Here is a 23846-nt window from a genome sequence, read left to right as displayed (position 1 = left end):
TCTTAGGCTACTGCCAGCTTGACAGCATCGTCTACATCAACCGCCACCACTCGAGAGACGCCGGGTTCCTGCATAGTCACTCCCATTAATTGCGCGGCCATTTCCATCGCAATTTTATTGTGGCTGATGTAGATAAATTGTACCGTTTCAGACATCTCGCGCACCAAATTACAAAATCGACCCACATTGGCATCGTCTAATGGTGCATCAACCTCATCCAGCATGCAAAATGGCGCAGGATTAAGCCTGAATATTGAAAATACTAATGATAAAGCGGTTAACGCTTTTTCACCACCGGATAATAAATGAATTGTACTGTTTTTTTTACCCGGCGGTCGCGCCATGATACTCACACCGGTTTCCAGTAAGTCTTCATCGGTTAAATCTAAGTAAGCGCTGCCGCCACCAAAGACTTTAGGAAATAATTGCTGCAACCCTTGGTTAACCTGCTCAAAGGTCTCTTTAAAGCGTTGCCGTGTTTCCCGATCAATTTTTCGCATCGCTGTTTCCAGCGTATCGAGTGCCGCAATTAAATCGGCATGTTGTTCATCTAAATACTGCTTGCGCTCAGCTTGTTGCTGATATTCCTCTATCGCGGCTAAATTAATTGCGCCAAGTCGGGATACCGCATCTACGGTTTTATCCAGTTGCTGCTGCCATACTGACTCTTGCGCGTTTGCCGGTAAATCCGCTAACACACTTTTTAAGATGACCTGCTGCTCTCGTAAGAGTTCCAACATATTGTTAGCACGAACTCGGTAACCCTCAGCATCTAAGCGCAACGACTCCAGTTTCTTTTGCTGTTGCGCAACTAAGTGCACTATACCTGATTGACCTTGCTCTAGGGCACGAATTTGTTGCTCAATCGTCGATAAATGCTCATTCGCCTGTTGCAAAGCCTGCTCAGCATCCACATGCAAGCCTAAATTTTCCTGCAACTGTGCTTGTAACAGTTCGCTTGGATCGGCTTGTTGCTGCAGTTGTGTGGTTAACTCATCAATTTGCGATTGTAATTGTTGCTGTTGCTCTTGGGCACGATTGAGGTTCTGGGCTAGGCTTTGCTGCTGACGCTGACAAAGCGTTTGTTGCATTTGTTGTTCTAGTAATTGTTGGCGTAACCGCTCACTTTGCCCACGTAAATGACTTTCTTGCTGCCGAGCCTGTTGCTCGGCCTGCTCAAACTCTATTTGCTCAGCTTGTTGCTCACTTAATTGCTCAGCAACCACCTCTTGTTGATCGCGCAAAGGCTCGCTGCTGGCTGCAAGTAGCACCAGCTCATCCTGAAGCGCGCCGATGGTTTCAACGAGTTGCTGCCGTTGTTGTTGTCGCTGTGCTAAAGCTTGTTGTTTTAACTGCACAGCGGTTTGCTGTTGCTGCCAAGCGGTTTTTTGCTGCTCTAATTGCTGCTGTATCGCTGTGAATTGGCTTTGCGTGTCTTGCCAGCTCTGTTTCACGGCATGAGCCGTTGCCTCAGCCACGGATAGTGCAGCAGTTAATTTTTGCTGTTCAGCTATTAATTGTTGTAAACGCTCTTGGCGCAGTAAAGCACTGTCGGCTGCATTGGCGCTGGGTAATTGCCCCCAGTTTTGTCCCAGCCAGATCCCTTGCGGGCAAATCACAGATTGCCCTGCAGCTAATTGGGTTTGCATCACTTTGGCCTGCGCCAACGACTCTGCAACTAAAATATGTTGAAAGCTTTCAGGATAAGGGCCGCTAAGCACTTGGGCGGCTAACGTACCGGGCACTGCACTTTGCGCTGCAGCGTCTAAATAGGTTTGCACTTCACTCTGAGCAGCACAGCCAATTTGAGCATGTTGTAACTCGCCTAAGGCAAAGGCTACAGCGAGCGCCCAACCCTCGACTATTTCCAGCTGTTGTAAAACATGCTGTGCTGAGCTCGGTAAAGACTGCTGGATCGCCGTGAGTCGCTGAGCTTCATTATGCACCAGCTGCCATTGATTTTGCAGTTGCTGCAGCTGCTGCTGTGTTTGCTCACGTTGTTCGGCTGCAAGAGCTAAGGTATTTTGCAACGTTTCGAGTTGCACACTGCTTTGAGTAACGGCAGCAGCCATTAAGGTTTCTTTTTCGGTTAACTGGGCTAACTCCAAGCTTAATACTTGCTCGTCAATAGCCTCGAGCTGTGCTTGCTGCCGCTGCAATTGTGCTGAAACATGCTGTTGCTGCTGGGCGAGATGCTGTAATTGCATTGTTAATTGCTGCTGTTGCTGGCGTAAACTAAAACGCTGCTCTTGCCAATGTTCAAAGCGTCGTTGTTGCAGCTGTAACGCTTGGGAAGCCAACAATAACTGCTCATCAACTTCGGATAACTGATCCTCTAACAGCGCTATCTGTGGCTCAAATTGCGTCAGTTGCGCCGTGTAATCGGCTAATAGCTGCTGATCAGCCTGTTGATGTTGGCTAAATTGTTGCAAGCTGTCTTGTTTTTGTTGGAGTTGGCTTTGCAAAAACTGCTGTTGCTGTTGCTGATTAACAATTTGCTGCTCTAACTTACTAATACTGGCACCAAGCTGATAATATTGCTGCTGACAGCGCTCTTGCGAAGTGCGTGCCTCTACCGCCTGCTCTTTTAGTTGCACTAAGATGCGCTGATCGCCTTGCTGGCTGGTTTCAAACTTAAGCAGCTCGGTTTCTTCTGCCGCCAGTTGTTGCTCAAGGCCGGTTAATTGCTGATTAAATGCTAACCATTTAATGGTTGTCACCTCAGCTTTTAATTTGCGCTCTTGCGCTTTCAGTTCTTTGTAACGCTCAGCGGTAGTGGCTTGGCGTTTTAACTTATCAATATTTTTGGCTAGTTCATCACGCACATCGGCTAAACGATCTAAATTGTCGCGCGTATGCCGGATCCGATTCTCCGTTTCGCGCCGCCGCTCTTTGTATTTTGAAATCCCCGCCGCTTCTTCAATAAACACCCGTAACTCTTGCGGCTTGGATTCGATCAATCGCGAGATCATACCTTGTTCAATAATGGCGTAACTACGAGGGCCTAGCCCTGTGCCTAAAAAGATATCGGTAATATCACGACGACGGCATTTACTGCCGTTTAAAAAGTAGCTGGATTGTGCATCGCGGGTGACCAAACGCTTTATGGCAATTTCGCTGCGATCGGCCATTTGACCGGCTAAGCGGCCTTGTGTGTTTTCAAAGACTAATTCTACCGATGCTTGAGCAACGGGTTTACGCTGGGCCGAACCGTTAAAAATAACGTCAGTCATGGCATCGCCACGCAGATTCTTGGCCGAGCTTTCGCCCAGCACCCAGCGTACTGCATCAATAACATTTGATTTGCCACAGCCGTTAGGCCCAACCACCGCTGTCATCGCTTCAGGAAACGGCACAGTGGTCGGATCGACAAAGGATTTAAAGCCGGCAAGTTTAATCTGTTTTAAGCGCATCCAGCCGTTGCGTTATTGTAATCATTGGATTTTTTCAATCTACCTAAATTCAACAGTACTGTCACTTGCTAATTCGGTTTACTGGGCGCGTTTGCAGGTTTTTCTGTCGCCAACGTTCGGCTTTTGCCATGACATCCACGGTACGCCGCTTTTTAGCCGGTGCAACACTCACAATGACCACCGGTCGCGAGATGATCAGGTTATTTGGATAGATAATACGCTCATTATCGTTGGTTTTCAGCACCGTATTGAATAAATGAATTTCTGCAATATCGCCCTCTAACGCATTATTACCATCAATAATGCGCACCTTACTGCCTTCAGCAAAGTCTTTTTGCCCCAGTAAGATAAAGAAAGCCGTTACGTTACTGATTAATGACCATGAAGCGAATAAGGCGACACCGGCTACCGCAATGATCGATGAAGCCAACACCAATAAGCCACGAATGTCGACGCCCCAAACGATGCTAAGCATCACCAACAACACTAACAACAATAAGATATGAAAAACCACCAATGCCCGTTTATTCATGTCCGGACGCATCCGCCGGCCTTTTAGTAAGCCGTAAATAACGGGCACGAGGCGGCGACTGATCACAATATAAGCCAGCACAGTCAAAACCGATAACCCTAGCTGGATGACGGTTGGATTTAAATAGCCGCTTAATTGCTGCAGCAAGTCGCTTTCAGCAATAATGGATTGCTCTACACTCATGCTTAATCCAAGTCATTCAATGGCCAGCTAACAATATAATCTTCGAACTTGTCCATATCGACCTGATCTTCGGAGATGGTTTTGTTGCGTACCGACATTTGTTTTTTATGCATTAAGCTTTTTTTACCGCCGTTAAGTAGCGGATGCCAAGACGGTAAGCCTCTACCTTCATGTAAACGACGATAGGCACAACTGGTCGGCATAAAGAAAATATCTTTTAAATTATCTTTGGTGAGTTTGATACAGTCAGGCACCAGCACGGTGCGTTGCGTGTATTCAGTACATTCACATTTATGACTGTTTAAATAGCGACAGGCAATATTACTAAAATGCACTTGCTCATCTTGATGCAACACTGCAGTAGGACCTTCGCTTTCGTCATCATCGATAAACTTATTCAAACAACATTTAGCACAGCCATCACACAAGGCTTCCCATTCTTCATTATTCATCTCAGCCAGCGGTTTGTGCTGCCAAAAATTCTCTGTTAAAGCCATCTATGCGGTTACCTGCGTTGTTATCGAGAAAAAATCAGCGAGCTCTAGCGTTAAAACATCACCTTCTTGCAATGGCCCTACTCCTGCAGGCGTACCTGTTAGAACAACATCGCCGGGGAGCAAGGTAAAATGCTGGCTCATTTCGCTGATTAATTGATTAATGCCACGGATCATATTCGCGCTATTGCCTTGTTGGCGTAGCTGCTGGTTTACCGATAAACTAAAATCTAATTGTTGCGGATGCTGCACTTGGTTTTTTGGAACAAAACCACTGAGCGGACAAGCACCATCAAAACCTTTGGCGATCTCCCAAGGACGACCTTGTTGCTTCAACTTGGCCTGCACTTGGCGCAGCGTCAAATCTAAAGCCAAACCGTAACCCCAGATCGCATCATTGACTGTGGCATAATCGGCTTTGCATAATCGGCTTTTAATCAACACCGCGATTTCCAGCTCGTTATGCACCTCGCCTTGCTGCTGCGGGATACTAAATTGCGGTGCTAATGGCACCAGCGCCGTAGCCGGTTTAATAAAAAACAAGGCTTCAGGAGCGGTGGTACTTTGCATTTCGGCGATATGGTCTTGATAATTTTGACCAATACACACCACCTTACCCACAGGTAAGGCGATATCGACGTTGGCCATTGTAAGATGTTGATACATGTTTAGCCCTGCTCTGCCACAATCAGATCGGCCAAATAGCCAACACTGGTTACGAAATAATAAGAACGATTCCAGTGCATTAAGCTTTTGTAATTACTGTATGCCAAAAAGGCACGGCCTTTTTCACCGTCAGGCATAATTAATGCTGCCGGCTGCTCACTTTTTGGTAAAGCGCTACCATTTAAACGGGTGACACCCAGTTTGTGCCATTGCATCACACTGCGCTCAGAGGCATCCCAACGTTTTAACCACTCGGCACGGGCTAAGCTGCCGCGTTGAATGGCATGGCTCGGATCAAAATCGGCTGGCAGTAACACTTCACGCCCCCACGTTTTGTTGTTATCCCAACCCTGGTTTTTTAAATAATTGGCGATAGAAGCGAAAACATCCAGCTCGTTCGTCCAAATATCTTTTTTACCATCCCCATCCCCATCTTGGGCATAAGCCATAAAAGAGCTTGGCATAAATTGGCTTTGCCCCATGGCGCCAGCCCAAGATCCTTTCATGTTTTCAAGCGTGATATGGCCTTCGGCCAGAATATCTAGCGCATTATAAAACTCTTGGCGAAAAAAGGTTTCGCGTCGCCCTTCATAGGCAAGGGTGGCTAAAGCCGAGGGAATGGAATAAGTGCCCATAAAACGGCCAAAGCTACTTTCTAACCCCCAAAGCGCGATAATAAAGCGTGGCTGTACACCATAGCGTTGGCCTATTTGTTCTAGTTGCGGTAAGTATTGTTGATAACGCTCGCGCGCCATACGAATGCGGATTTCACTGACCCGCTTCGGTAAATAGGTATTGAGCGTTTCAACCACTTCAGGTTGACTGCGATCGGCGCTTACCACCCGCTCATGAAATTCCAGGCTGGAGAATACGGCATCTAATAAAGCGGCATCATAACCTTTAGTTGCAGCTTCTGCTTTAAAGGCCGCGGTGTAGCTGGCAAAGTCGGGTTTAGCCACTTCGGCAGATTCAGCCACCTCAGTATTCGCCAATGCTACTGAACTGCAAAGCCACAAGCCCGCGGCGGTAGTCAGGCGACGCCATGTTAATCCTGTCATACTTCTCTCCTTTATTTTTGCAGCGAAGACGCGTTTGACGCTTTGTGTGCTGCCAGCAAATTTTCTGGTGGGGGCGGTAATTGTAAATAGTAGCCTTGCTCGGTTAAAGCGGCTTTCACCTTTTCGATTTCAACTTGGGCTAAATGTTCCCGTTTAGCTAAATTGAGCAAGGTAACCAGTTGCGGCTTTCCGAAGCTTTGCAGTAATAAAGCCGGGACCTTTTCGAAGTCATCACGCTTTTCAATATACAGATAAGTGCCTTCTTTACGCAGGCTACGATAAATGGCGCATAACATAGAATAAAACTACTTCACTAACTTGCCTAACAGATAGCAAGACTATAACATGAAGCTCAGGTCTTGCGTAATGGTGCCGCTTGTCGGTAACGCAAATAATAACGCTGCAATGGCAGTAATAATAATAGCAAAAGCACTGAATTTTTATGTCTGAACACACCTTAGAGTTAAAGGGCAGTTTGTTCCCTTTGTCCGTGTTACATTGTACTGATCTAAGCATTCATACTCTTGAGCCCCTTCTCGCTGAAAAACTCGCCCAAGCACCGGGCTTCTTTTATCAGGCACCTATCGTGTTAAATCTACAAGATAATCGGAATGAGCCTGACTTTATTGCGTTAAAACAGGTGTTTACCAAATTAAATTTAGTACTGGTTGGTGTAACCGGTGCCAATAATGAGCAAAAAACGGCAGCGCAACAAGCAGGCTTAGCGGTACTACAAGCCGGTAAAGCGCCGGTCAAAGCGGCTGCGGCCGTCGTTGAAAAAGCCGTTCAAACGCAAGTAACACAGAGCACCATGGACAGCAAAGTGGTTGAACAAACCGTTCGTTCAGGCCAACAAATTTATGCTAAAGGCGCAGATCTCATTATCAAAGGTGCCGTTGGCGCCGGCGCTGAAGTGATTGCCGATGGCAACATCCATATCTATGGCTCCCTTCGGGGTAAAGCTATTGCGGGAGCTAATGGTGATCATAGCAAACGCGTGTATTGTTTTAATATGCAGGCAGAATTAGTGTCGATAGCTGGAAACTACTGGCTTAGCGATAGTCTGCAAGGTGAATTTTGGGGCAAACCGGCCTGCATTAAATGGCAGGACGAGAGCTTAGTCATTTCAGAATTAGTGTAAGGATCGTCACTATGGCAAAGATTATTGTGGTTACATCGGGCAAAGGCGGTGTCGGTAAAACCACCTCCAGCGCAGCGATTGGTACCGGTTTAGCGTTGGCTGGCAAAAAGACCGTCATTGTTGATTTTGATATTGGTTTGCGTAACCTCGATTTAATTATGGGCTGCGAACGCCGGGTTGTTTATGATTTTGTTAACGTTATCAACGGTGAAGCGAATTTAAAACAAACACTGATTAAAGATAAACGCGTAGAAAATTTATTTATTTTACCAGCATCACAAACACGCGATAAAGACGCCCTAACCCGTGATGGTGTTGAGCGTGTACTGAAAGAATTATCTGAAGATTTTGATTTTATTATTTGTGACTCGCCAGCGGGTATCGAATCAGGCGCAATGATGGCGCTTTATTTCGCCGACGAAGCGGTCGTGGTGACCAACCCTGAAGTGTCGTCAGTTCGCGATTCTGATCGCATTATCGGTATGCTCTCCAGCAAATCACAACGCGCCGAGCATGGTAAAGAAGGCATTAAAGAACATCTGCTATTAACCCGCTACAACCCTGAACGCGTGTTAAAGGGCGAAATGCTGAGCGTTGAAGATGTTAAAGAAATTTTAGCCATCGAACTGATAGGCGTGATCCCTGAATCTCAAGCGGTGCTTAATGCCTCTAACTCAGGGCAACCCGTTATTTTAGATAAAGACAGTGATGCTGGTCAGGCTTATTTAGATACCGTACAACGCCTGCTTGGCGAAACACGGCCATTCCGTTTTCTGACCGTTGAGAAAAAGGGCTTTATCAAAAGGATTTTTGGAGGATAACTAATGTCGCTACTGGATTATTTTCGTTCAACTAAAAAAAATACCGCCAGCACGGCCAAAGAGCGCCTGCAAATCATTGTGGCTCATGAACGCAAAAGACGCTCTGGCCCAGATTACTTGCCGCAAATGGAACGCGATATATTAGAAGTCATTCGTAAATATGTCGATATCCCTGCAGATCAAATTGCCGTGTCATTGGAACAACGCAGTGATGAACTTTCAGTACTCGAGCTAAACGTTACTTTCCCCGATGATAAGCGCTAAGCAGCGCTTATCATCATAACTCTATGTCAAAGGAGCAGACAATGCGCAAGACCCTAATTGCCGCCGCTATCGTTGCCGCAGGCGTTGCTGGCTATTTCGCCCTCAATCAATCATCGACCAGCCCAAGCTCGTTTACCGAGCTAGACTACGTTCCTGCAGATACCGCGCTGTTTTCTGGCCAATTTACTGCTCTGGATATCGTGTCCTATTTAAAAAGTCTCGGTATGTCACCGGCACAATATAATTCTGACGAAATGCAGCAAGCGATGGCCGCATTATCTGAGAATGGCTCGCCAGCATTGAAATTTGCCATAGCCTTATTTCAAGACTACCTGACCGTATTAACATCACCAGAAACCTTTGTTGCCAATACAGGCATTATGGCCAAAACACGCTCGCTCAGTTATTTAGTTGGCGCGGCACCGGTGGTGCGTTTTGAAGTGTCTGACGCTTTAGCCTTTCAAGCTTTCTTTGAGCGCGCAGCGACCCAAAGCGGCGTCGTCTCTGAACAACGCCAGTTAGGCGAGCATAGCTATCAGGCTTATCCCTTAGGTGATGCTATGCCTGGTTTAGAGCTGTTGGTCAGTATTGATCGTGGCTGGGGTACGGTGGTTTTACACAACACGCAATTATCGGCTGAGCACCGCGCGCAAAGTTTAGCGCAAAGTAAGCCTGCACAAAATTTAGGTAACAGCCAAAAGCTCACCGAAATGAGCAAGAAATATCAGCTGCATCAAGATGGCATTGGTTTTTTAAGTACCGAACAGCTGGCTTTAGCTTTAACCACTACTGATGGCAATCAATTAGCTAAAGATTTGCAGCTAACGTTTACAGATGGCCTACCTGCTGCGCTTGAAGTGTGGCACAGCGATGCCTGTCGTACTGATGCCGCCATGCTCGCGAAAACTTGGCCAGGTTTAGTAATGGATGCCAAAATTGCCCAGCAAGATAACAGCGGTTTACATATGAGCGGCACGATGCTTTGGCCTACAGAAAGCAAAATTGCTTTAGAAGGCATGCAGAGTATGCAAGGCTTTATCCCGTCGAGTTTAGCGGGTGGGATCCATCCGTCCATGTTCTACCTAGCCATGGGAACTGAGATCAGCCAACTGACCCCAGCTATTAGTAAAATGTGGGCTGGCATGACAGATCTGACGCTTAGCTGTGAGCCACTTGTGGCGCTACAAGAGCAGATGAAAGCGCAAAACCCTATGATGATGTTAGCCATGGCCGGCATGGCTGCCAATGGCTTGCAAGGTGCTTCAGTAACCATTAATGGCTTTAGCATCGACATGAACACAGGGCAGCCAAAAGCGGCTGATGCCTTAGTGACCTTGTCGGCTGATAATCCACAAACCTTATTAGCAAATGCCAAAGCGATGTTACCGCCTTTGGCGAATATTACGCTGCCAGCTGATGGCGAAGACATTGCCGTAGCGGATATTTTTCCACCCGTTGCCATGCTTAATTTAGATGTGCGGCTAAAGCTAAGCGGTAATCACCTCTTGTTGTATGTGGGTGATAAAGCCACCGCTCAAGCGCAGGTGATCGCTAAAGAAGCCTTAAAGAAAAACGGCATGATTGCTTTTGGTATGGATTATCAACAGTTCTTTGCCGCTCTGGGTGAAATGTTTGCCATGTCAGGACAACCTATGCCTGCCGAACTTGAATCGATGCTGCAATCAGATATGAAAATTGGCATGTCTTTTGGTGTCAACGAGCATGGTGTCGTGATCAGCACAGAAATGAAACTGGCAGACTAAACTCCGTTTAGCGGTTGTAACCGCCTGAAAGATACCTTAAGCCAGAGCCATACTCTGGCTTTTTTATTGCTTGTTTTAGCTGGCTTTTCGCGATTGGCGCGAGTTACGCCAGGCATCATAGCTGTAACAAATTAGCCCCGCCCAAATAAAACTAAAGGTAAATAAGCGCTCGGCCGCAAACGGCTCTTGATAAAGCCAAACACCAAAGATAAACATAAAAGTTGGACCGATATATTGAAAGAACCCCATTGTCGACAAGCGTAAACGACGCGCACCGGCAATAAAGCACAGCAAAGGGATCGTGGTCACAAAGGCCGCAGCCATAAGATAAGCGTTTAACGCCAAGGTGTTGTCTAACAAATTAACGGCTGAACTCTCTGCAAAGAAGTTCCAATACCACAGCGCCAGTGGCATTAACAATAAAGACTCAAAAAACAAACCGGTAATGGCATCGACCGCCAATTTTTTGCGCAACAAACCATAGATCGCAAAAGAACACGCCAAAGTTAAAGCGACCCAAGGCAAAGCACCAAAACTGATGATTTGCCACAACACACCTGCTGCTGCCAGCGATACCGCCAGCCACTGTAATTTACGCAAGCGTTCGCCCAAAAACATCATACCTAGTAGCACATTCAGCAACGGATTAATGTAATAGCCTAAGCTGGCATCGAGCATGTGTTTATTATTCACCGCCCAAATAAACAACCACCAGTTGCCACCTAGCAATACCGCAGTCAGCAATAAGCTAGCCAACATTTTCGGCTGACGAAACACCCTAAACGTGCTGTGTACTTGGCGCAGTGCAACAATCACCAAAGTTAATAAGAGAAATGACCAAACAATACGGTGAATTAAAATCTCCGCAGCCGGGATATAATCAATCTGTTTGAAGTATAACGGGGCAATGCCCCATAAGGTATAAGCACTGGCAGCAAATACACCACCGAGTTTTTGTTCACGCGTTAACGACATAACCACCCCGTAAATTAGCGGCCGATTATACGCACAACGCTAGGATGCGTCTGCCTCTATCTGTGCTAAGCCACACCGGCCTGTTAGCTGCTGCAAAAACAAAGCGGTCAAATATAGGACGTTACATCAATATAAACAATAGCTTAAATAATGCAGGCCTCAGGCAAAAAAAGCGACTAGCCAAGGCTAGTCGCTCAAGATACAGGAAAAAGTATTTCAGTAACGACTTAGTTAAAATCGTCTAATAAAATCAAACCCACGTTACCGGTTAAACCTACACCATCACGAGCAACCGCGGTGTAGATTTTGTTAGCCTCTAAGTCTAACGATAATGGCCCGATAGCAGCCGTTTTGCTACCCGCGGGTGTTACAGTAACAAAGTAAGTACCTTCGGCTAGCGATACATAACCGGTGTCGGCTTTAAATGGCACAGCTGCAAACGCAGGGGTAGCAGCGCTGATATCATTAGTAGCAGTAACATAGATATCAACAGGACCGGCTAAAGTAGAACCATGCACAATACGCACTTGTGCCTCAGTTGCAACGCGACGTGGCATATCTGCTAACACTAACGGTTCAATGGTATCATTTTGCAAAGAACCCACAGCTAACACACTGTAAAACGCGCCTGCATCTAAGGTCAGGTCTGCATCAATGACCACTATGCTATTATCTGCAGCCGCAGCGACTTTAACATTGTAGGTATCTGGAGCAACACCCACATAATCAGTGAAGTCAGGGAAAGATAACGCCGAAACCAGTTCAATACTGTCATTAACGATAACATCAACAGCAGGTGCATCTGAGACGTTATGTACGACGCGCACTGAAGAAGTGGTATTGGCATCAGCCACATCAAAGAAGCTACCATCTGGAGCAACCGCTAACAATGAGACAGGTGAAGCACCTGATAAACGGTTGTTGATTGCCGCTACCACTAAATCCGTGCCTGCGGCTAACTCTAAAGTACCCGAGTCAAATACAACGGTAGATTGGCCTGGAAGTGTAATACGGACACGATAGTTACCTGCTGGCACATCTACCGGCGCAGTAAAGTCTTTATAATCAAGAGTTGCTAAGGGTGCGGTTAAGGCATCCGTTGGCGCAGTAACATGCACATCCACAGTGGGTGCTGCTGAAGCCGCATGTACAACTTGCACACGGATGTTACCCGCAGCCAGTGGTGCAACGTCAGAGGTGACAACTAGCGGTTCTAAGGTTTCATTTGCAACAGAGCCAACAGCAAAAACGGTGTAGTTGGTCGCTTCGGCTAACGACACACCCAATGGACCAATCACTGTGGCGGTGCTATTACCTGGTAAAATGGCATCAACAGCAACTTGGTATGTGTCCGGAGTCACGTTGAAATTTGCAGAACTCTGAGCATAAGCCAAACCCGATACCGCGTTCGCGCCAAAACGAATATTGACATCAGGTGCATCTGACGAGGCATGTACAAACTTCAAGGTGGCATCCGCAACGGCTGCAGGCTGACCTGGTGGTGTGATGGTTTCATCATCGTTACTGCTGTTACAAGCACTTAAGGAAAGCATTGCCACAGAAGCTAAGGAAAGTGTTAATATTTTCTTCATCATTAATACCCTTTTAATTGATAAGCGGGAAAATTTACGCTGTCTCAAAATTACGGGATCAATCGAAAAAGTTGACAAATATCGAAAGAAAACACCTATTTTTTACATAAATCCATTTAACGTTAACTAACGTTGTTGTTCAGTTAATTTAAAAGTCGATATGTGCTGGTTTGGGTAAAAACGGTTTTAGTAGCTCTGCACGCCAGCCTCGTAAATATTCAGGGACCGGTAATTGTGAACGTTGCTCATCGGACACCCGCCAACACCAATTAAAAAACTCATGCAATTGCCGACGGGTTGACAAAAATGGGGCGGGCAAACCACTACTGGCAGCGGCTTCTTTCACCGCCTGCCCCAGTTCAGCTAACACCACCTTTTCTCCGGCAAAACGGTCAAGATGATAAAAACGTTGTGGACACTGCTCTGGCGCTAACGCTTTCGCCTGCTGAATTAACTCCACTAATAGTTTGGCATGTCGACGCATATCACGAGTCGCCATGCCGGGTATATTCAATAAACTTTCTGGGGTGGCCGGGCGGCGTTTCGCTAATTCCAGCAACTGAGCATCTTTAGCCACTAAACCCAATGCCAGATCTTTGCTACTGGCATACTGAAAACGCCAACTTACGATGTCACGTAATACCGCTAATTCACGACTATTTAATTGGGTACTGTTTTTAATCTCTAAAAACTTAAATTGATCAGGCAATTGATGCTGGCGACGTTGCAGTAATTGTTGCCCTTCCGCGAATAAAACCTCGAGTTGCTGCGGGGTTTTAAATTCACTAAGCAAACGTTGATATACATCGAGCAAATATTTTACATCATTCGCAGCATACGCTAACTGTGCGGGCGCTAATGGCCTTGCCAACCAATCAGTACGCGCTTCACTCTTATCGATCACCGCGCCGGTAATTTGCTCGACCAACCGAGCATAGCCAATACTCCCACCCCAACCGATCACTTCTGCTGCAAGTTGCGTGTCAAACAAGGGAGTGAGCTGCGTAATATTAATGGTTGCAAAAGCTTCTAAATCTTCGGTGCAAGAATGCAGAATTTTACAAATATGCGGCGCTGCAAACAACGTTTGTAATGGCGTCCAATCATCAATCGCCAGCGGATCTACCAGCGCAAAATGCTGGCCATCAAATAATTGAATTAACCCTAACTTCGGTGACAGGGTACTTTGCCGGATAAACTCAGTATCAACCGCTAAGCTAGGCTGCTCTGCTGCCTGCAAACAAAAACGGGCTAAACTTTGATTATCACTAAGCAACGACATGGTGTTCTCTCTTCAAAAAATAAAGCCGGCAATCGCCGGCTCTAAGTACTAACCGCGTAATTCGCGGCGTAGTATCTTGCCTACATTCGTTTTGGGTAATTCCTTGCGGAATTCTACCAGTTTAGGCACTTTGTAGCCCGTTAAATGTTGCTTACAGTGCGCAATCACTTCTTGCTCGGTTAAAGAAGGATCTTTTTTCACGATAAACACTTTAACCACTTCACCCGCTACGTCGTTTGGAACACCCACTGCGGCCACTTCAAGTACTTTATCGTTCATGGCGACAACTTCTTCAATTTCATTAGGGAAGACGTTAAAGCCCGACACTAAAATCATGTCTTTTTTACGATCGACAATATAAAAGAAACCTTGCTCATCCATCCGGGCAATGTCACCAGTGTAAAGCCATTCCTCTTTGATGGTTTTAGCGGTTTCCTCTGGGCGGTTTAAATAACCCAGCATCACTTGTGGGCCACGCACTAACATTTCACCTGACTCACCTAGGGCAACATCGTTACCGTTATCATCAATTAAACGGATGTCTGTAGACGGTGCCGGTAAGCCAATGCTGCCGTTAAAGTCTTCTAAGTTCACCGGGCTTAAAGTAACCAGTGGGCAGCACTCCGTTAAACCGTAACCTTCCAATAAGCGACTCTTGGTGACTTTTTTCCAACGTTCAGCGACTGGCCGTTGCACCGCCATACCGCCACCCAGAGAGAGTTTTAGCGTACTAAAATCCAGTTTGTCAAAACCTTGCGTATTTAACAAACCATTAAACAAGGTGTTGACGCCCGTGATCGAGGTAAACGGAAATTTAGCGAGATCTTTAACAAAGTTGGGCATATCACGTGGATTGGTGATCAGTAAATTGGTACCACCTAGCTTAAAGAACACAAAGAAATTCGCCGTTAACGCGAAGATGTGGTAAAGCGGTAACGCCGTGACAACATACTCTTTTCCTGCCACTAAAAAGTGATCTAAAAAGGCGCTGGCTTGCTCTAAATTTGCCACCATATTTCGATGGGTTAACATGGCACCTTTTGATACGCCGGTAGTCCCGCCAGTATACTGCAAAAAGGCAATATCTTCACCGCTGATGTTCGGTTTTTGCCATTGCAGCCTAGCACCTTCTTTCAGCACTTGTTTAAAGGGAATGGCTTTACGCAGTTGATAGGCGGGCACCAACTTTTTCACGTGTTTCACAACAAAGTTAACGACCGAACCTTTGACACTACCTAACATATCACCCATCTTGGTTAAGATGACATGTTCAACTTGTAATTGTTTTTCTACCGCCATCAGCGTGTGCGCAAAGTTATCGACGATAACAATGGCTTTGGCTTTAGAGTCTGACAGCTGATGTTGTAATTCCCGAGGCGTATAAAGGGGGTTTACGTTGACTACGGTACAACCGGCACGCAAGGTTCCCATTAACGCCACTGGGTATTGTAAAAGGTTAGGCATCATAATCGCGACAGCGTCGCCTTTAACCAAACCCAAGGTATTTTGCAAGTACGCGGCAAAGGCTTGGCTTTGCTGATCTAACTCACGATAAGTAAGACTCTTACCCATATTGATAAAAGCGTCTTTATCGGCGTAAGTTTCAATACTACGGCTAAAAATGTCGTTTAATGACGAATAATGATCGGGATCAATTGTTGCCGGCACACCTTCAGGATAACTCTCTAACCAGACTCTATCCACCGTCTACTCCTTTTTTGAAGTTTTTCTATCTGGTCGCTGTCAGGCGTCTATGCTATATTCTGACAAAACCATTTATCGTTATAGTTGTGTTGATGTTGAACAGTAGTTACTGTTGTCATCTAAATACTGAGTTTTTACTCTAGGTTAATCATCCCATAAATGTCTGAAGCAGACAATCAATCTAAGCTGTCGACGTCTTGTGGTTTAATAAATTTCAGTGTCATGCGATCACTTTCACCAATATTTTGGTAAAAATCGCGATCTTCTTGTCCTAATGCCAACGTTGGCGGCAAGGTATAAACCCCTTTCACATAATCTTTGGTGTCTCTTGCATTGGCATTAACTTCACTACGGTCAATTAAATGAAAGCCAATCGCCTCAGCTACAGCGATTAAATAGGCTTCATCGGTATAACCTTCTACGGCATAACTGGTCAGTTCGGTCACTTTAGCAGCACGGTGCTCAACCATTCCTAAGATACCGCCCGGTTTGAGTACCCGAAACATATTTTCTAACGTTGCTCGCAAATGTCCTGCCTGATCCCAAATATGTACATTGCGAAAGCTCAATACCATATCAAATTGGTCAGCGGCTAGTTGCGGAATAAAGTTAGGGGGATCTAACGCGACGCGAGATACTTGGCCAAAAGTGGCCTCTTGCTGCAATATGCGCTGCTCTAATCGGTTGGTCAGTCGAGACCAGAACACACTTTTTTCACCCGCATTATTGCTACCATCTAAACGAAAATGCGCAATCGTCAGTTGCCCTTCATCTTTTAAAAACGGCGCCAAAATTTCGGTATACCAGCCTCGTACTGGCCAAATTTCCAAAACGGACATTTGCGGCTCAATACCAAAAAACATTAAGGTCTCAACTGGATTGCGGTATTGGTTGCGCTGCAAGTGAGCCTCTCCACGCGAACGACTCTCAGACAATTCGGTCAAACGCTGCTGCCACTCGGTGGCATTATTAGCAATGCTCGGCGTAGGCATTAACGCCAGTAATAAACCTAAAGACACTATGCTTGTTGTTATTTTTTTCATAGTAAAACCTTGCTTCATAACATTATTAAGATGCGAACTCTGGATAAGGAACTGCGATCAAACAATTCGCTTTAAGATAACGCCCTATTTGACCAAAAGTCCAGCAAAAGCACCCTGCATACTGGCATCATTTTTTAGCCAGTTTGCCGCAAGCGCCTTGGTGTTGTCATATTCATCCGTTAAACTATAAATACTTCTCTGTTGTTTAAATACACAAGGTATCTGATGCGCGCATTATTACTGCTACCCATAATTGCTTTTGCCTCAACCGCCGCAACTGCAGCGCCAAAAAATATCATTTACATGATAGGTGATGGTATGGGCCCTGCTTACTTAACGGCCTATCGTTATTATCAACACGAGGGGGAACACCCTGTCGCTAACACGATATTTGATGATTTACTCAAGGGTACCGCTAGCACCTACCCTGACGACGACACCCTGGTTACTGACTCTGCAGCAGGTGCTACAGCTCTGGCCACTGGCGTAAAAAGCTATAACGGCGCTATATCAGTCAATCGCCAACACATACCGATTGGCACTATGATGCAACTGGCGAAACATCACGGTAAAGCGAATGGTATGGTCGCAAGTTCTCAGGTTAACCATGCCACTCCCGCGTCCTTTTTAGCCCACAATATCAGTCGGCAAAATTACAATCAGATTGCAGATATGTACTTTGACTACCGGATCAGCGGCAAGCCGGTCGCTGATGTAATCTTAGGCGGTGGCACTCAGTTTTTTATCCGTGAAGATCGGCATCTGGTTAATGAATTTAAAAACGAAGGTTATCAGTACATCGATAATTGGCAGCAACTTGATTCGCTGACTCGCGCACCGGCACTGGCACTGATGGCTGACGTTGCGTTACCTGCTGCACTTAATGCGACTGAACCGAGACAACTAGCGACACTGACCAGCAAAGCTCTACAATTGTTGAGCCCTGCTGAAAAAGGTTTTATGTTGATGGTAGAAGGCAGTCAGATTGACTGGTGTGGCCACGATAACGACATCGCGTGTGCCATGGCTGAAATGGATGATTTTGCCAACGCTATCGCGGTTGCTAAAGCCTATGTCGATGCCAATCCTGATACCTTATTAATTATTACTGCTGATCACGAAACCGGTGGCATGTCTTTAGGGGCGGCAGGCAAGTATTTATGGTTACCAGAGGTCATTAAAGGGGTATCAGCTACGGGGCGTAAAATAGCAGATGAGCTTAACGCTGCCCCAGATGACAACACCGCGCTAGCACGCTGGCTAGCTCTTACCAAGATCCAACTAACCAAAGAAGAACAGCAACAATTGTTAGCTGCTCGGGGCAAAGAGCAAAAAGCCTTACGCGAAGTGGCGGTTAAACTTGTGGCTCAATATTCTTACACCGGTTGGACAACAGGCGCCCATACCGCGGTGGATGTCCCCGTCATGGCTTATGGTAAAAACAGTGAAGATTTCCACGGCTTTATGGACAATACCGATATTGCTAAGCAATTAATCAAGTATATCAGTAGCCATTAAGCCTTTGCGGGCTTAAAAACGCCTAGTATTTATTTTTGCCGGATAGTTAAGTGATTCTGAGACAACACTTAACTATCTAGTATTAACTTGTGCTTTGTTGTTTATTCACTACTTAGACCGGTTAATTGCTCGCGTAACTTTGGGGCGCTGGTATCGTTGTGTAGCCATATATTAAAAAACGCGGGCCCAAAAGTGTTGTCTGCAACCACCCCAGTTTTAGAGCCATTAAAATAAAACTCAACACTCGAATCCGCTAACAGCACTGCCGCTAAACGATCACCCTCTTTTACATCACGCCACAAAGTCTTTAATTGTTCAGCCCAGTCAGCTTGTTGCTCAGGGGTGCTTTGTTTCAGCTTTTTCCACTCATCAACTGTTGCCTCGATGAACTGATCACGGCTAATCTTGCGTTTATAAGTTAACTCTAACAATAACGGCGAGCTTTGCTGGTAATCGACATAACGGCCATCGCGGGTCGCTAAACGTGCATCGTATAACTGCCAAAATAAATAACGGTAACTTCCTTGGCCAACGGTCTCAAGTTGCGGAACCGCGAACAACGGGAATGACACACCCAGTGCTAAAACAATACCCAATAACTTAAGCATAGCCCCTCCAAATAACTTGCCAAAAGCAGCGTTGTGATGCCGCCGACGATAATGTTTAGACTATTTCTGAGCGGAACCGTTCAACTCTTACGCTGTGCTGGTCTCTAACAAGCTTGGGATCTTACCGAAAATCACACCTAATAAGCCCCAGACTAAACATAAAACGATGTAAGAAGTCACGCCTGATGGGAAGCTCATGACACCGTCACTTAATGCCGCACCGCCAATATAAGACAGCGGCCCACCGGTCGCGCCCAAGGCAAACCCCAGCCAAGGTTTTGTTAAGAAACGACTCATCACTTCAACCAGTGCTAACGCAAATATGGCCCACAACAAAATAAACCACAGCGGTAACCAAGCCAATTGCGCAAAGCTTAAGATCCCGGTTGCGACTAATAACGAGTCAACACTGATACCTAAAATGGCAGCCGCCAATACCAAATAACGCGCCTTCATTGACGGCAGTTGCCAAAGACCATAAAGCAAATAAGCTAAAACCGGCCAAAAAGCCAATTGCTGAAAATAGACCAGTAAAAACCAACTTAACTCAAAGCCAATTAAGACTCGCCAATTTAATTTAACCTTAACGCTGCTCATGATTGCTTCATCTTGGCTGCCAACTTACAGCGTAAACCGTAAGGCAACACACTCAGCGTTTTTAATAAATAGGCTAAGCGTCTTGGAAAACGCAGCCGTAAATTTCCCGCTTCGATGCCATCAAAAATACGTTTAGCTGCGGCGGCCACAGGCATTAAGAAAGGCATCTGAAAATCATTTTTTTGCGTTAATGGCGTATCAATAAAGCCGGGTTCAATCAAACAAATATGGATGCCGCTATGAGATAAATCGACGCGTAAACTATCAACAAAATAGCTGACCGCAGCTTTACTGGCACCGTAGGCTTCTGAACGAGTAAAAGGAAAAAAATGTGCCATTGAACTAACAATCGCTAAAGTATTGCCGGCTTTTAAGCGTGGTAATAACAGCTTAGTACTGCTAACAACAGCCTGAAAATTAATGGCAAAAGTTCGTGCAAACGCATCTAAATCGAGATCATTAGCCTCGACATATTCGCAATTCCCGGCATTTAACAGCACCACATCAAAATGAAGTGCTGCCGGTAAACTGGCTTGCCATTCTTGCATTGCTGCATAATCTGTTAAATCTAAGCTGACAGGGATAATTTTTTCAGGATGTTCAGCAGCCAGTGCCGCTAACTTATCTTCTGAGCGAGCCACCGCGTAAACCGTCCAGCCCTGCTGTGCATAATAGCTTGCGGTTTCGCGCCCGATACCTGAGCTAGCGCCGGTAATAAGAATTGTTGCAGACATATTCACTCCTGTTATGTCGCTGAGCTCACTCACGCATTAGCTTCTGTAAGCAAGGCCAAATAAATATTAAGCGAGCAAAAAAGATATAACTTGTACGTAAAGGAATTAGAACAGTTCAGTGTGGCAGTAGAAGGGATAAGCGAAGCGAAAAAATTAAAGCAAACAATTAACAGCCATTAAGCGTATAAATCAACACCTAGCATGGCTTGAACTTCGCTGCGGCGTTGTTCGTTTTGCAAACTTTGATAGGCAGCAACCGCGCGTTCGTTGCGTTGTTCCGTGTTATCGCGAAAAGATTGGCGGTTAGTTTGCGCTTCCCGCTCGCTATCTAATCGCTCCACCGCATCACGCTCAAAACGAATACCCGCCGTTTCTTTAACCACACTCTCCCGCTCTGGCTGCACCGTACGACTCGGCTGTGGCCGATTCGTTGCCGGATTTAGCAAGCTACTAGGATTAATGTTGTTACTGGCGTTGATGCTCATGCAAGATCTTAGCTATTGGACAGTGCTCTAATTATAGACAAGTAATCAACCAACAAGCCAGTAACTTTTGCAAACAGTGATATTAATATGCATTTGCAAGCTAGCGTCTTCAAGCTAACGTCTCTGAGTATGGTCAGACCTGTACCGGAGTACGGTCTGACCAGTCTCAGAGTGTGGTCGAACCTGTCTCAGAGTGCGGTCTGACCAGTCTCTGGTAATGTGAGTGTGGTTAGGGGTTAACGGCCGGGCAGTTTTTGCCAAGTGACTTCGTCTCGCACATAAACCGGTTCGGCCTGCTCTGCTGCAACAAAGTGGCCCTGTTGCCATGCCTGAGCAGCAAAAGGCAGCATGTATTGTGCTGAGGGATATAAAATATCTTTGGCCACGCTGGCTGAAAGTATGCCTTGCAGCTGGCTCTGATAGGTTTGCCAGCCGGTGCCGACGGCCATTACTTCAGTGTCAAAATTTAAAGCGGTTATCGCTGCGGGTAAGGCGCTAGGCTTTGCCGCCACTTCAGCGCTAATCGCCTGCATCAAACCCTGCTCATCACGAGCATAGACAGCCAAATAGACCTCGGCCATCCGCGCATCAATTGCAGCAATAACGTGTTGAGCATTTTTTAACTGCGCAGCAGCTTGTGCCATCGCCGCCAAAGTCGAAACGCCATATACCGGTACATCGACGCCAAAGGCTAAACCTTGTGCGACCGACACGCCAATCCTTACGCCAGTAAAACTCCCAGGGCCACGACCAAATACGATACCATTTAGCTGATTCAGGTTAACACCGGCCTCAGCCAATAATTGCTGCACCATAGGTAGAATACGTTTGCTGTGTTGTTGCGGGCATACTTCGTCTAGGGTCAGTATTTTGCCATTGTGACTTAACGCGACGGAACACGCTTCGGTAGAAGTATCTAACGCTAAAAAATTCATGAGTTTCCTTGTTGCTGCTCTTTTAAACCTTGCATCTCTTTTAAAAACTGACTGGCCGCGCCGAGATCACGCGTTCGCCGCATCGGTGGCAAGCTTTTTAAAAAGGTCGCCCCATAGGGTTTAGTCACCAACCGATTATCGCAAATCACCAGCACACCGCGATCGGTTACATCACGGATCAGTCGGCCGACCCCTTGTTTTAAGGTAATCACCGCTTGCGGTAATTGTACCTCAGCAAAAGGATCTTTACCGCGCATCGCACAATCTTCCACCCTCGCTTGTAACAACGGATCATCTGGCGAGGCAAAGGGTAGCTTGTCGATAATGACACAACTTAAGGTATCACCACGTACATCAACGCCTTCCCAAAAACTGCCGGTACCCAGCAGCACCGCATTTTCTAATTTAACAAATTGTTCTAACAATAAACGTTTACCGGTAGAGCCTTGAATAAGCACCGGCTGGCGAATTTGTTCAGGTAAGGCTTTCGCCATCATCTGTAACATACGATGGCTGGTAAATAAGAAAAAACAACGCCCGTTATTAGCGGTAATTAGCTCAATTGCCATAGTTAATAAAGCATGCATCATTGCAGGCTCGTGCGGCTCTGGCATAAATCGCGGCACACAGAGCAGCGCTTGTTGCGCATAATCAAACGGGCTTTCGAGTAACAGGGTATCTGCCCCCGTCAAGCCCATTTGTTGTTGATAATGGGCAAAGCCTTCATCTACCGATAGCGTGGCTGACGTAAAAATCCAGCTGCGCTGCTCAGCAAACACTAGCTTGTTAAATTTATCGGCAATACTCAGTGGCGTTAAATGCAAACCAACATGCAATTTGCTGGTTTCGAACCAAAGACTCACCCCCGTTTGTTCAACCTGCAGCAATTTTTGCAGTTGGCTTTTAAGCTGTGCTAAACGCTCGTAGCAATTATCCAAGGTTTGGCTGCGGCCTAAGCTACTTTTAACAATCTGGTACAACATATCTAGCGCATCGTTTATGCGGGTGATCGCCGTTTGCATAGCCGGGTTTTGATAAGCTTGCCGCCAATTGCCACGCGCGGGATCTGTGGCAAATTGCAGCCGCCAATCGCGAGTCAGGCTGGCCACTTTATCTGCAGCCTTGCTTAGCTGAATGACATCTTTTAGCTCTGCCTTACCGACTAACTCAATGTCTTTACACAGATCTTGTAAAATACGGCTAGAGAAATGTTCGCCAAAATACTCACTGGCGATATCAGGGATCTGATGCGCTTCATCAAAGATCACCACTTCCATTTCTGGCAACAACTCACCAAAGCCAGTATCTTTTAAGGCTAAGTCAGCAAAAAATAAGTGATGATTCACTACCACTAAATCGGCGGCCTGTGCCTCTTTGCGCGCTTTTAATAAGTGGCACTCTTCATAAACGGGGCAGTCTTTACCCAAGCAGTTATCGGTAGTACTGGTTACATAGGGTAAGGCTTTGGAGTCTTCGGCAATATAGGTTAATTCGCCGATGTCACCGCTGTGCGTCTCCGCAGACCATTTTTTGATTAAGCTTAAATCGGCGATCAGTTGCGGATCAGCTACCGGAATATGCTGATAATGCTGCTCTAAACGAAACAAACACAGGTAATTTGAGCGGCCTTTAAGTAAAGCCGTTTTAACCGGTAACGCTAACGCTTGAAGTACGGTTGGCAGATCACGAAAGTACAATTGCTCTTGCAGGTTTTTCGTTCCGGTTGATAACACCACTTTTTTACCAGACAGTAACGCAGGCACTAAATACGCATAGGTTTTACCGGTACCCGTCCCGGCTTCTACCACCAAGGCACCGTCTTTTTGAATGGTTTGTTCAACAGCGGTTGCCATTTCCAGTTGCGCGGCGCGAGGTTTAAAGCCTGCAATATGCTGCGCGAGTATACCGTTTTCAGCAAAGGCTTTGGCAGATTTAACGGCCATAGGTTATCCAGATGAAAACGGGCAAATTGCAATAGCTCACTGGCACTCCACAAAGGCTTGATTAGCTTAAACGCAGGCTTTGAAACGCTAACGTA

General features: G+C 46.1%; 22 protein-coding genes. 5 read left to right on the top strand and 17 right to left on the bottom strand.

From position 1 onward, the window contains the following. Nucleotides 1-2 precede the first annotated feature (2 nt). From smc to ACUJFK_RS06760, 6 genes are all read right to left on the bottom strand, one after another. Nucleotides 3-3413, bottom strand: coding sequence for a chromosome segregation protein SMC (smc, locus tag ACUJFK_RS06785; protein WP_445426426.1), 3411 nt, complete (start codon nucleotides 3411-3413; stop codon nucleotides 3-5). 61 nt (nucleotides 3414-3474) lie between these two features. Continuing rightward, a complete protein-coding gene (locus ACUJFK_RS06780; protein ID WP_226749898.1) occupies nucleotides 3475-4128 on the bottom strand; it encodes a mechanosensitive ion channel domain-containing protein in 654 nt (217 codons plus the stop codon). Between the two features lie 2 nt (nucleotides 4129-4130). Then, nucleotides 4131-4625, bottom strand: a complete 495-nt coding sequence (locus ACUJFK_RS06775) for a YcgN family cysteine cluster protein (protein ID WP_226749897.1) — start codon at nucleotides 4623-4625, stop codon at nucleotides 4131-4133. Then, complete coding sequence (locus ACUJFK_RS06770) at nucleotides 4626-5288, bottom strand: fumarylacetoacetate hydrolase family protein (protein WP_445426425.1); 663 nt, start codon at nucleotides 5286-5288, stop codon at nucleotides 4626-4628. A 2-nt stretch (nucleotides 5289-5290) separates the two neighbouring features. Further along, nucleotides 5291-6346 carry a lytic murein transglycosylase gene (locus ACUJFK_RS06765; RefSeq protein WP_445426424.1) on the bottom strand — a complete coding sequence of 352 codons (1056 nt, stop codon included), beginning with the start codon at nucleotides 6344-6346 and terminating at the stop codon, nucleotides 5291-5293. Nucleotides 6347-6357: 11 nt separating this feature from the next. Beyond that, nucleotides 6358-6642 (bottom strand): YcgL domain-containing protein, encoded by a 285-nt coding sequence (locus tag ACUJFK_RS06760; RefSeq protein ID WP_306176860.1) that lies wholly within the window; start codon nucleotides 6640-6642, stop codon nucleotides 6358-6360. Between the two features lie 146 nt (nucleotides 6643-6788). On the opposite strand from ACUJFK_RS06760, the gene minC reads away from it, so the two are divergent. Genes minC through ACUJFK_RS06740 form a run of 4 tightly spaced genes read left to right on the top strand, consistent with a single transcriptional unit; the run spans nucleotide 6789 to nucleotide 10335 of the window. After that, complete coding sequence (gene minC / locus ACUJFK_RS06755; RefSeq protein WP_445426423.1) at nucleotides 6789-7487, top strand: septum site-determining protein MinC; 699 nt, start codon at nucleotides 6789-6791, stop codon at nucleotides 7485-7487. 11 nt (nucleotides 7488-7498) lie between these two features. Further along, nucleotides 7499-8308 carry a septum site-determining protein MinD gene (gene minD / locus ACUJFK_RS06750; RefSeq protein ID WP_226749892.1) on the top strand — a complete coding sequence of 270 codons (810 nt, stop codon included), beginning with the start codon at nucleotides 7499-7501 and terminating at the stop codon, nucleotides 8306-8308. A 3-nt stretch (nucleotides 8309-8311) separates the two neighbouring features. Continuing rightward, a complete protein-coding gene (minE, locus tag ACUJFK_RS06745; RefSeq protein ID WP_226749891.1) occupies nucleotides 8312-8572 on the top strand; it encodes a cell division topological specificity factor MinE in 261 nt (86 codons plus the stop codon). Between the two features lie 41 nt (nucleotides 8573-8613). Further along, complete coding sequence (locus ACUJFK_RS06740; RefSeq protein ID WP_445426422.1) at nucleotides 8614-10335, top strand: hypothetical protein; 1722 nt, start codon at nucleotides 8614-8616, stop codon at nucleotides 10333-10335. 75 nt (nucleotides 10336-10410) lie between these two features. On the opposite strand, the gene rarD is transcribed toward ACUJFK_RS06740, so the two are convergent. The 5 genes from rarD to ACUJFK_RS06715 form a co-directional block, all read right to left on the bottom strand. Next, nucleotides 10411-11310 (bottom strand): EamA family transporter RarD, encoded by a 900-nt coding sequence (gene rarD / locus ACUJFK_RS06735; RefSeq protein ID WP_445426421.1) that lies wholly within the window; start codon nucleotides 11308-11310, stop codon nucleotides 10411-10413. A gap of 227 nt (nucleotides 11311-11537) precedes the next feature. Beyond that, nucleotides 11538-12905 (bottom strand): DUF4397 domain-containing protein, encoded by a 1368-nt coding sequence (locus ACUJFK_RS06730; RefSeq protein ID WP_445426420.1) that lies wholly within the window; start codon nucleotides 12903-12905, stop codon nucleotides 11538-11540. Between the two features lie 145 nt (nucleotides 12906-13050). Next, nucleotides 13051-14184 carry a ribonuclease D gene (gene rnd, locus ACUJFK_RS06725; RefSeq protein WP_306176864.1) on the bottom strand — a complete coding sequence of 378 codons (1134 nt, stop codon included), beginning with the start codon at nucleotides 14182-14184 and terminating at the stop codon, nucleotides 13051-13053. 48 nt (nucleotides 14185-14232) lie between these two features. Beyond that, complete coding sequence (fadD, locus tag ACUJFK_RS06720) at nucleotides 14233-15888, bottom strand: long-chain-fatty-acid--CoA ligase FadD (protein ID WP_445426419.1); 1656 nt, start codon at nucleotides 15886-15888, stop codon at nucleotides 14233-14235. Nucleotides 15889-16064: 176 nt separating this feature from the next. Further along, nucleotides 16065-16931, bottom strand: coding sequence for a class I SAM-dependent methyltransferase (locus ACUJFK_RS06715; RefSeq protein WP_445426418.1), 867 nt, complete (start codon nucleotides 16929-16931; stop codon nucleotides 16065-16067). A 225-nt stretch (nucleotides 16932-17156) separates the two neighbouring features. Between ACUJFK_RS06715 and ACUJFK_RS06710 the strand changes: the two genes are divergently transcribed. Continuing rightward, the gene (locus tag ACUJFK_RS06710; protein ID WP_445426417.1) at nucleotides 17157-18449 is read left to right on the top strand and encodes an alkaline phosphatase; all 1293 of its coding nucleotides are present in this window, start codon (nucleotides 17157-17159) and stop codon (nucleotides 18447-18449) included. Nucleotides 18450-18550: 101 nt separating this feature from the next. Here the strand turns inward: ACUJFK_RS06710 and ACUJFK_RS06705 are convergent, their stop codons facing one another. The 6 genes from ACUJFK_RS06705 to ACUJFK_RS06680 all read right to left on the bottom strand — a co-directional run bounded on the left by ACUJFK_RS06705 (nucleotide 18551) and on the right by ACUJFK_RS06680 (nucleotide 23751). Further along, the gene (locus ACUJFK_RS06705; protein ID WP_445426416.1) at nucleotides 18551-19057 is read right to left on the bottom strand and encodes a chalcone isomerase family protein; all 507 of its coding nucleotides are present in this window, start codon (nucleotides 19055-19057) and stop codon (nucleotides 18551-18553) included. An 87-nt stretch (nucleotides 19058-19144) separates the two neighbouring features. Beyond that, complete coding sequence (locus ACUJFK_RS06700) at nucleotides 19145-19654, bottom strand: DUF2878 domain-containing protein (protein ID WP_445426415.1); 510 nt, start codon at nucleotides 19652-19654, stop codon at nucleotides 19145-19147. Continuing rightward, entirely contained in the window at nucleotides 19651-20388 is a 738-nt protein-coding gene (locus ACUJFK_RS06695; RefSeq protein ID WP_445426414.1) for an SDR family NAD(P)-dependent oxidoreductase, read from the bottom strand. Before ACUJFK_RS06695 ends, ACUJFK_RS06700 begins: the two co-directional genes overlap by 4 nt. Nucleotides 20389-20564: 176 nt before the next feature. Continuing rightward, nucleotides 20565-20873 carry a hypothetical protein gene (locus ACUJFK_RS06690; RefSeq protein ID WP_226749880.1) on the bottom strand — a complete coding sequence of 103 codons (309 nt, stop codon included), beginning with the start codon at nucleotides 20871-20873 and terminating at the stop codon, nucleotides 20565-20567. 236 nt (nucleotides 20874-21109) lie between these two features. After that, entirely contained in the window at nucleotides 21110-21808 is a 699-nt protein-coding gene (gene tsaB / locus ACUJFK_RS06685) for a tRNA (adenosine(37)-N6)-threonylcarbamoyltransferase complex dimerization subunit type 1 TsaB (RefSeq protein ID WP_226749879.1), read from the bottom strand. Continuing rightward, on the bottom strand, nucleotides 21805-23751 hold the full coding sequence (locus tag ACUJFK_RS06680; RefSeq protein ID WP_226749878.1) for an ATP-dependent DNA helicase: 1947 nt from the start codon (nucleotides 23749-23751) through the stop codon (nucleotides 21805-21807). The genes tsaB and ACUJFK_RS06680 overlap by 4 nt, the downstream gene beginning before the upstream one ends. Nucleotides 23752-23846: the final 95 nt, after the last annotated feature.

Source organism: Alishewanella sp. HL-SH06 (genome assembly GCF_052656265.1).
The sequence above is the reverse complement of the archived record's forward strand: the minus strand, read 5'-3'. Positions and strand labels throughout refer to the sequence as shown.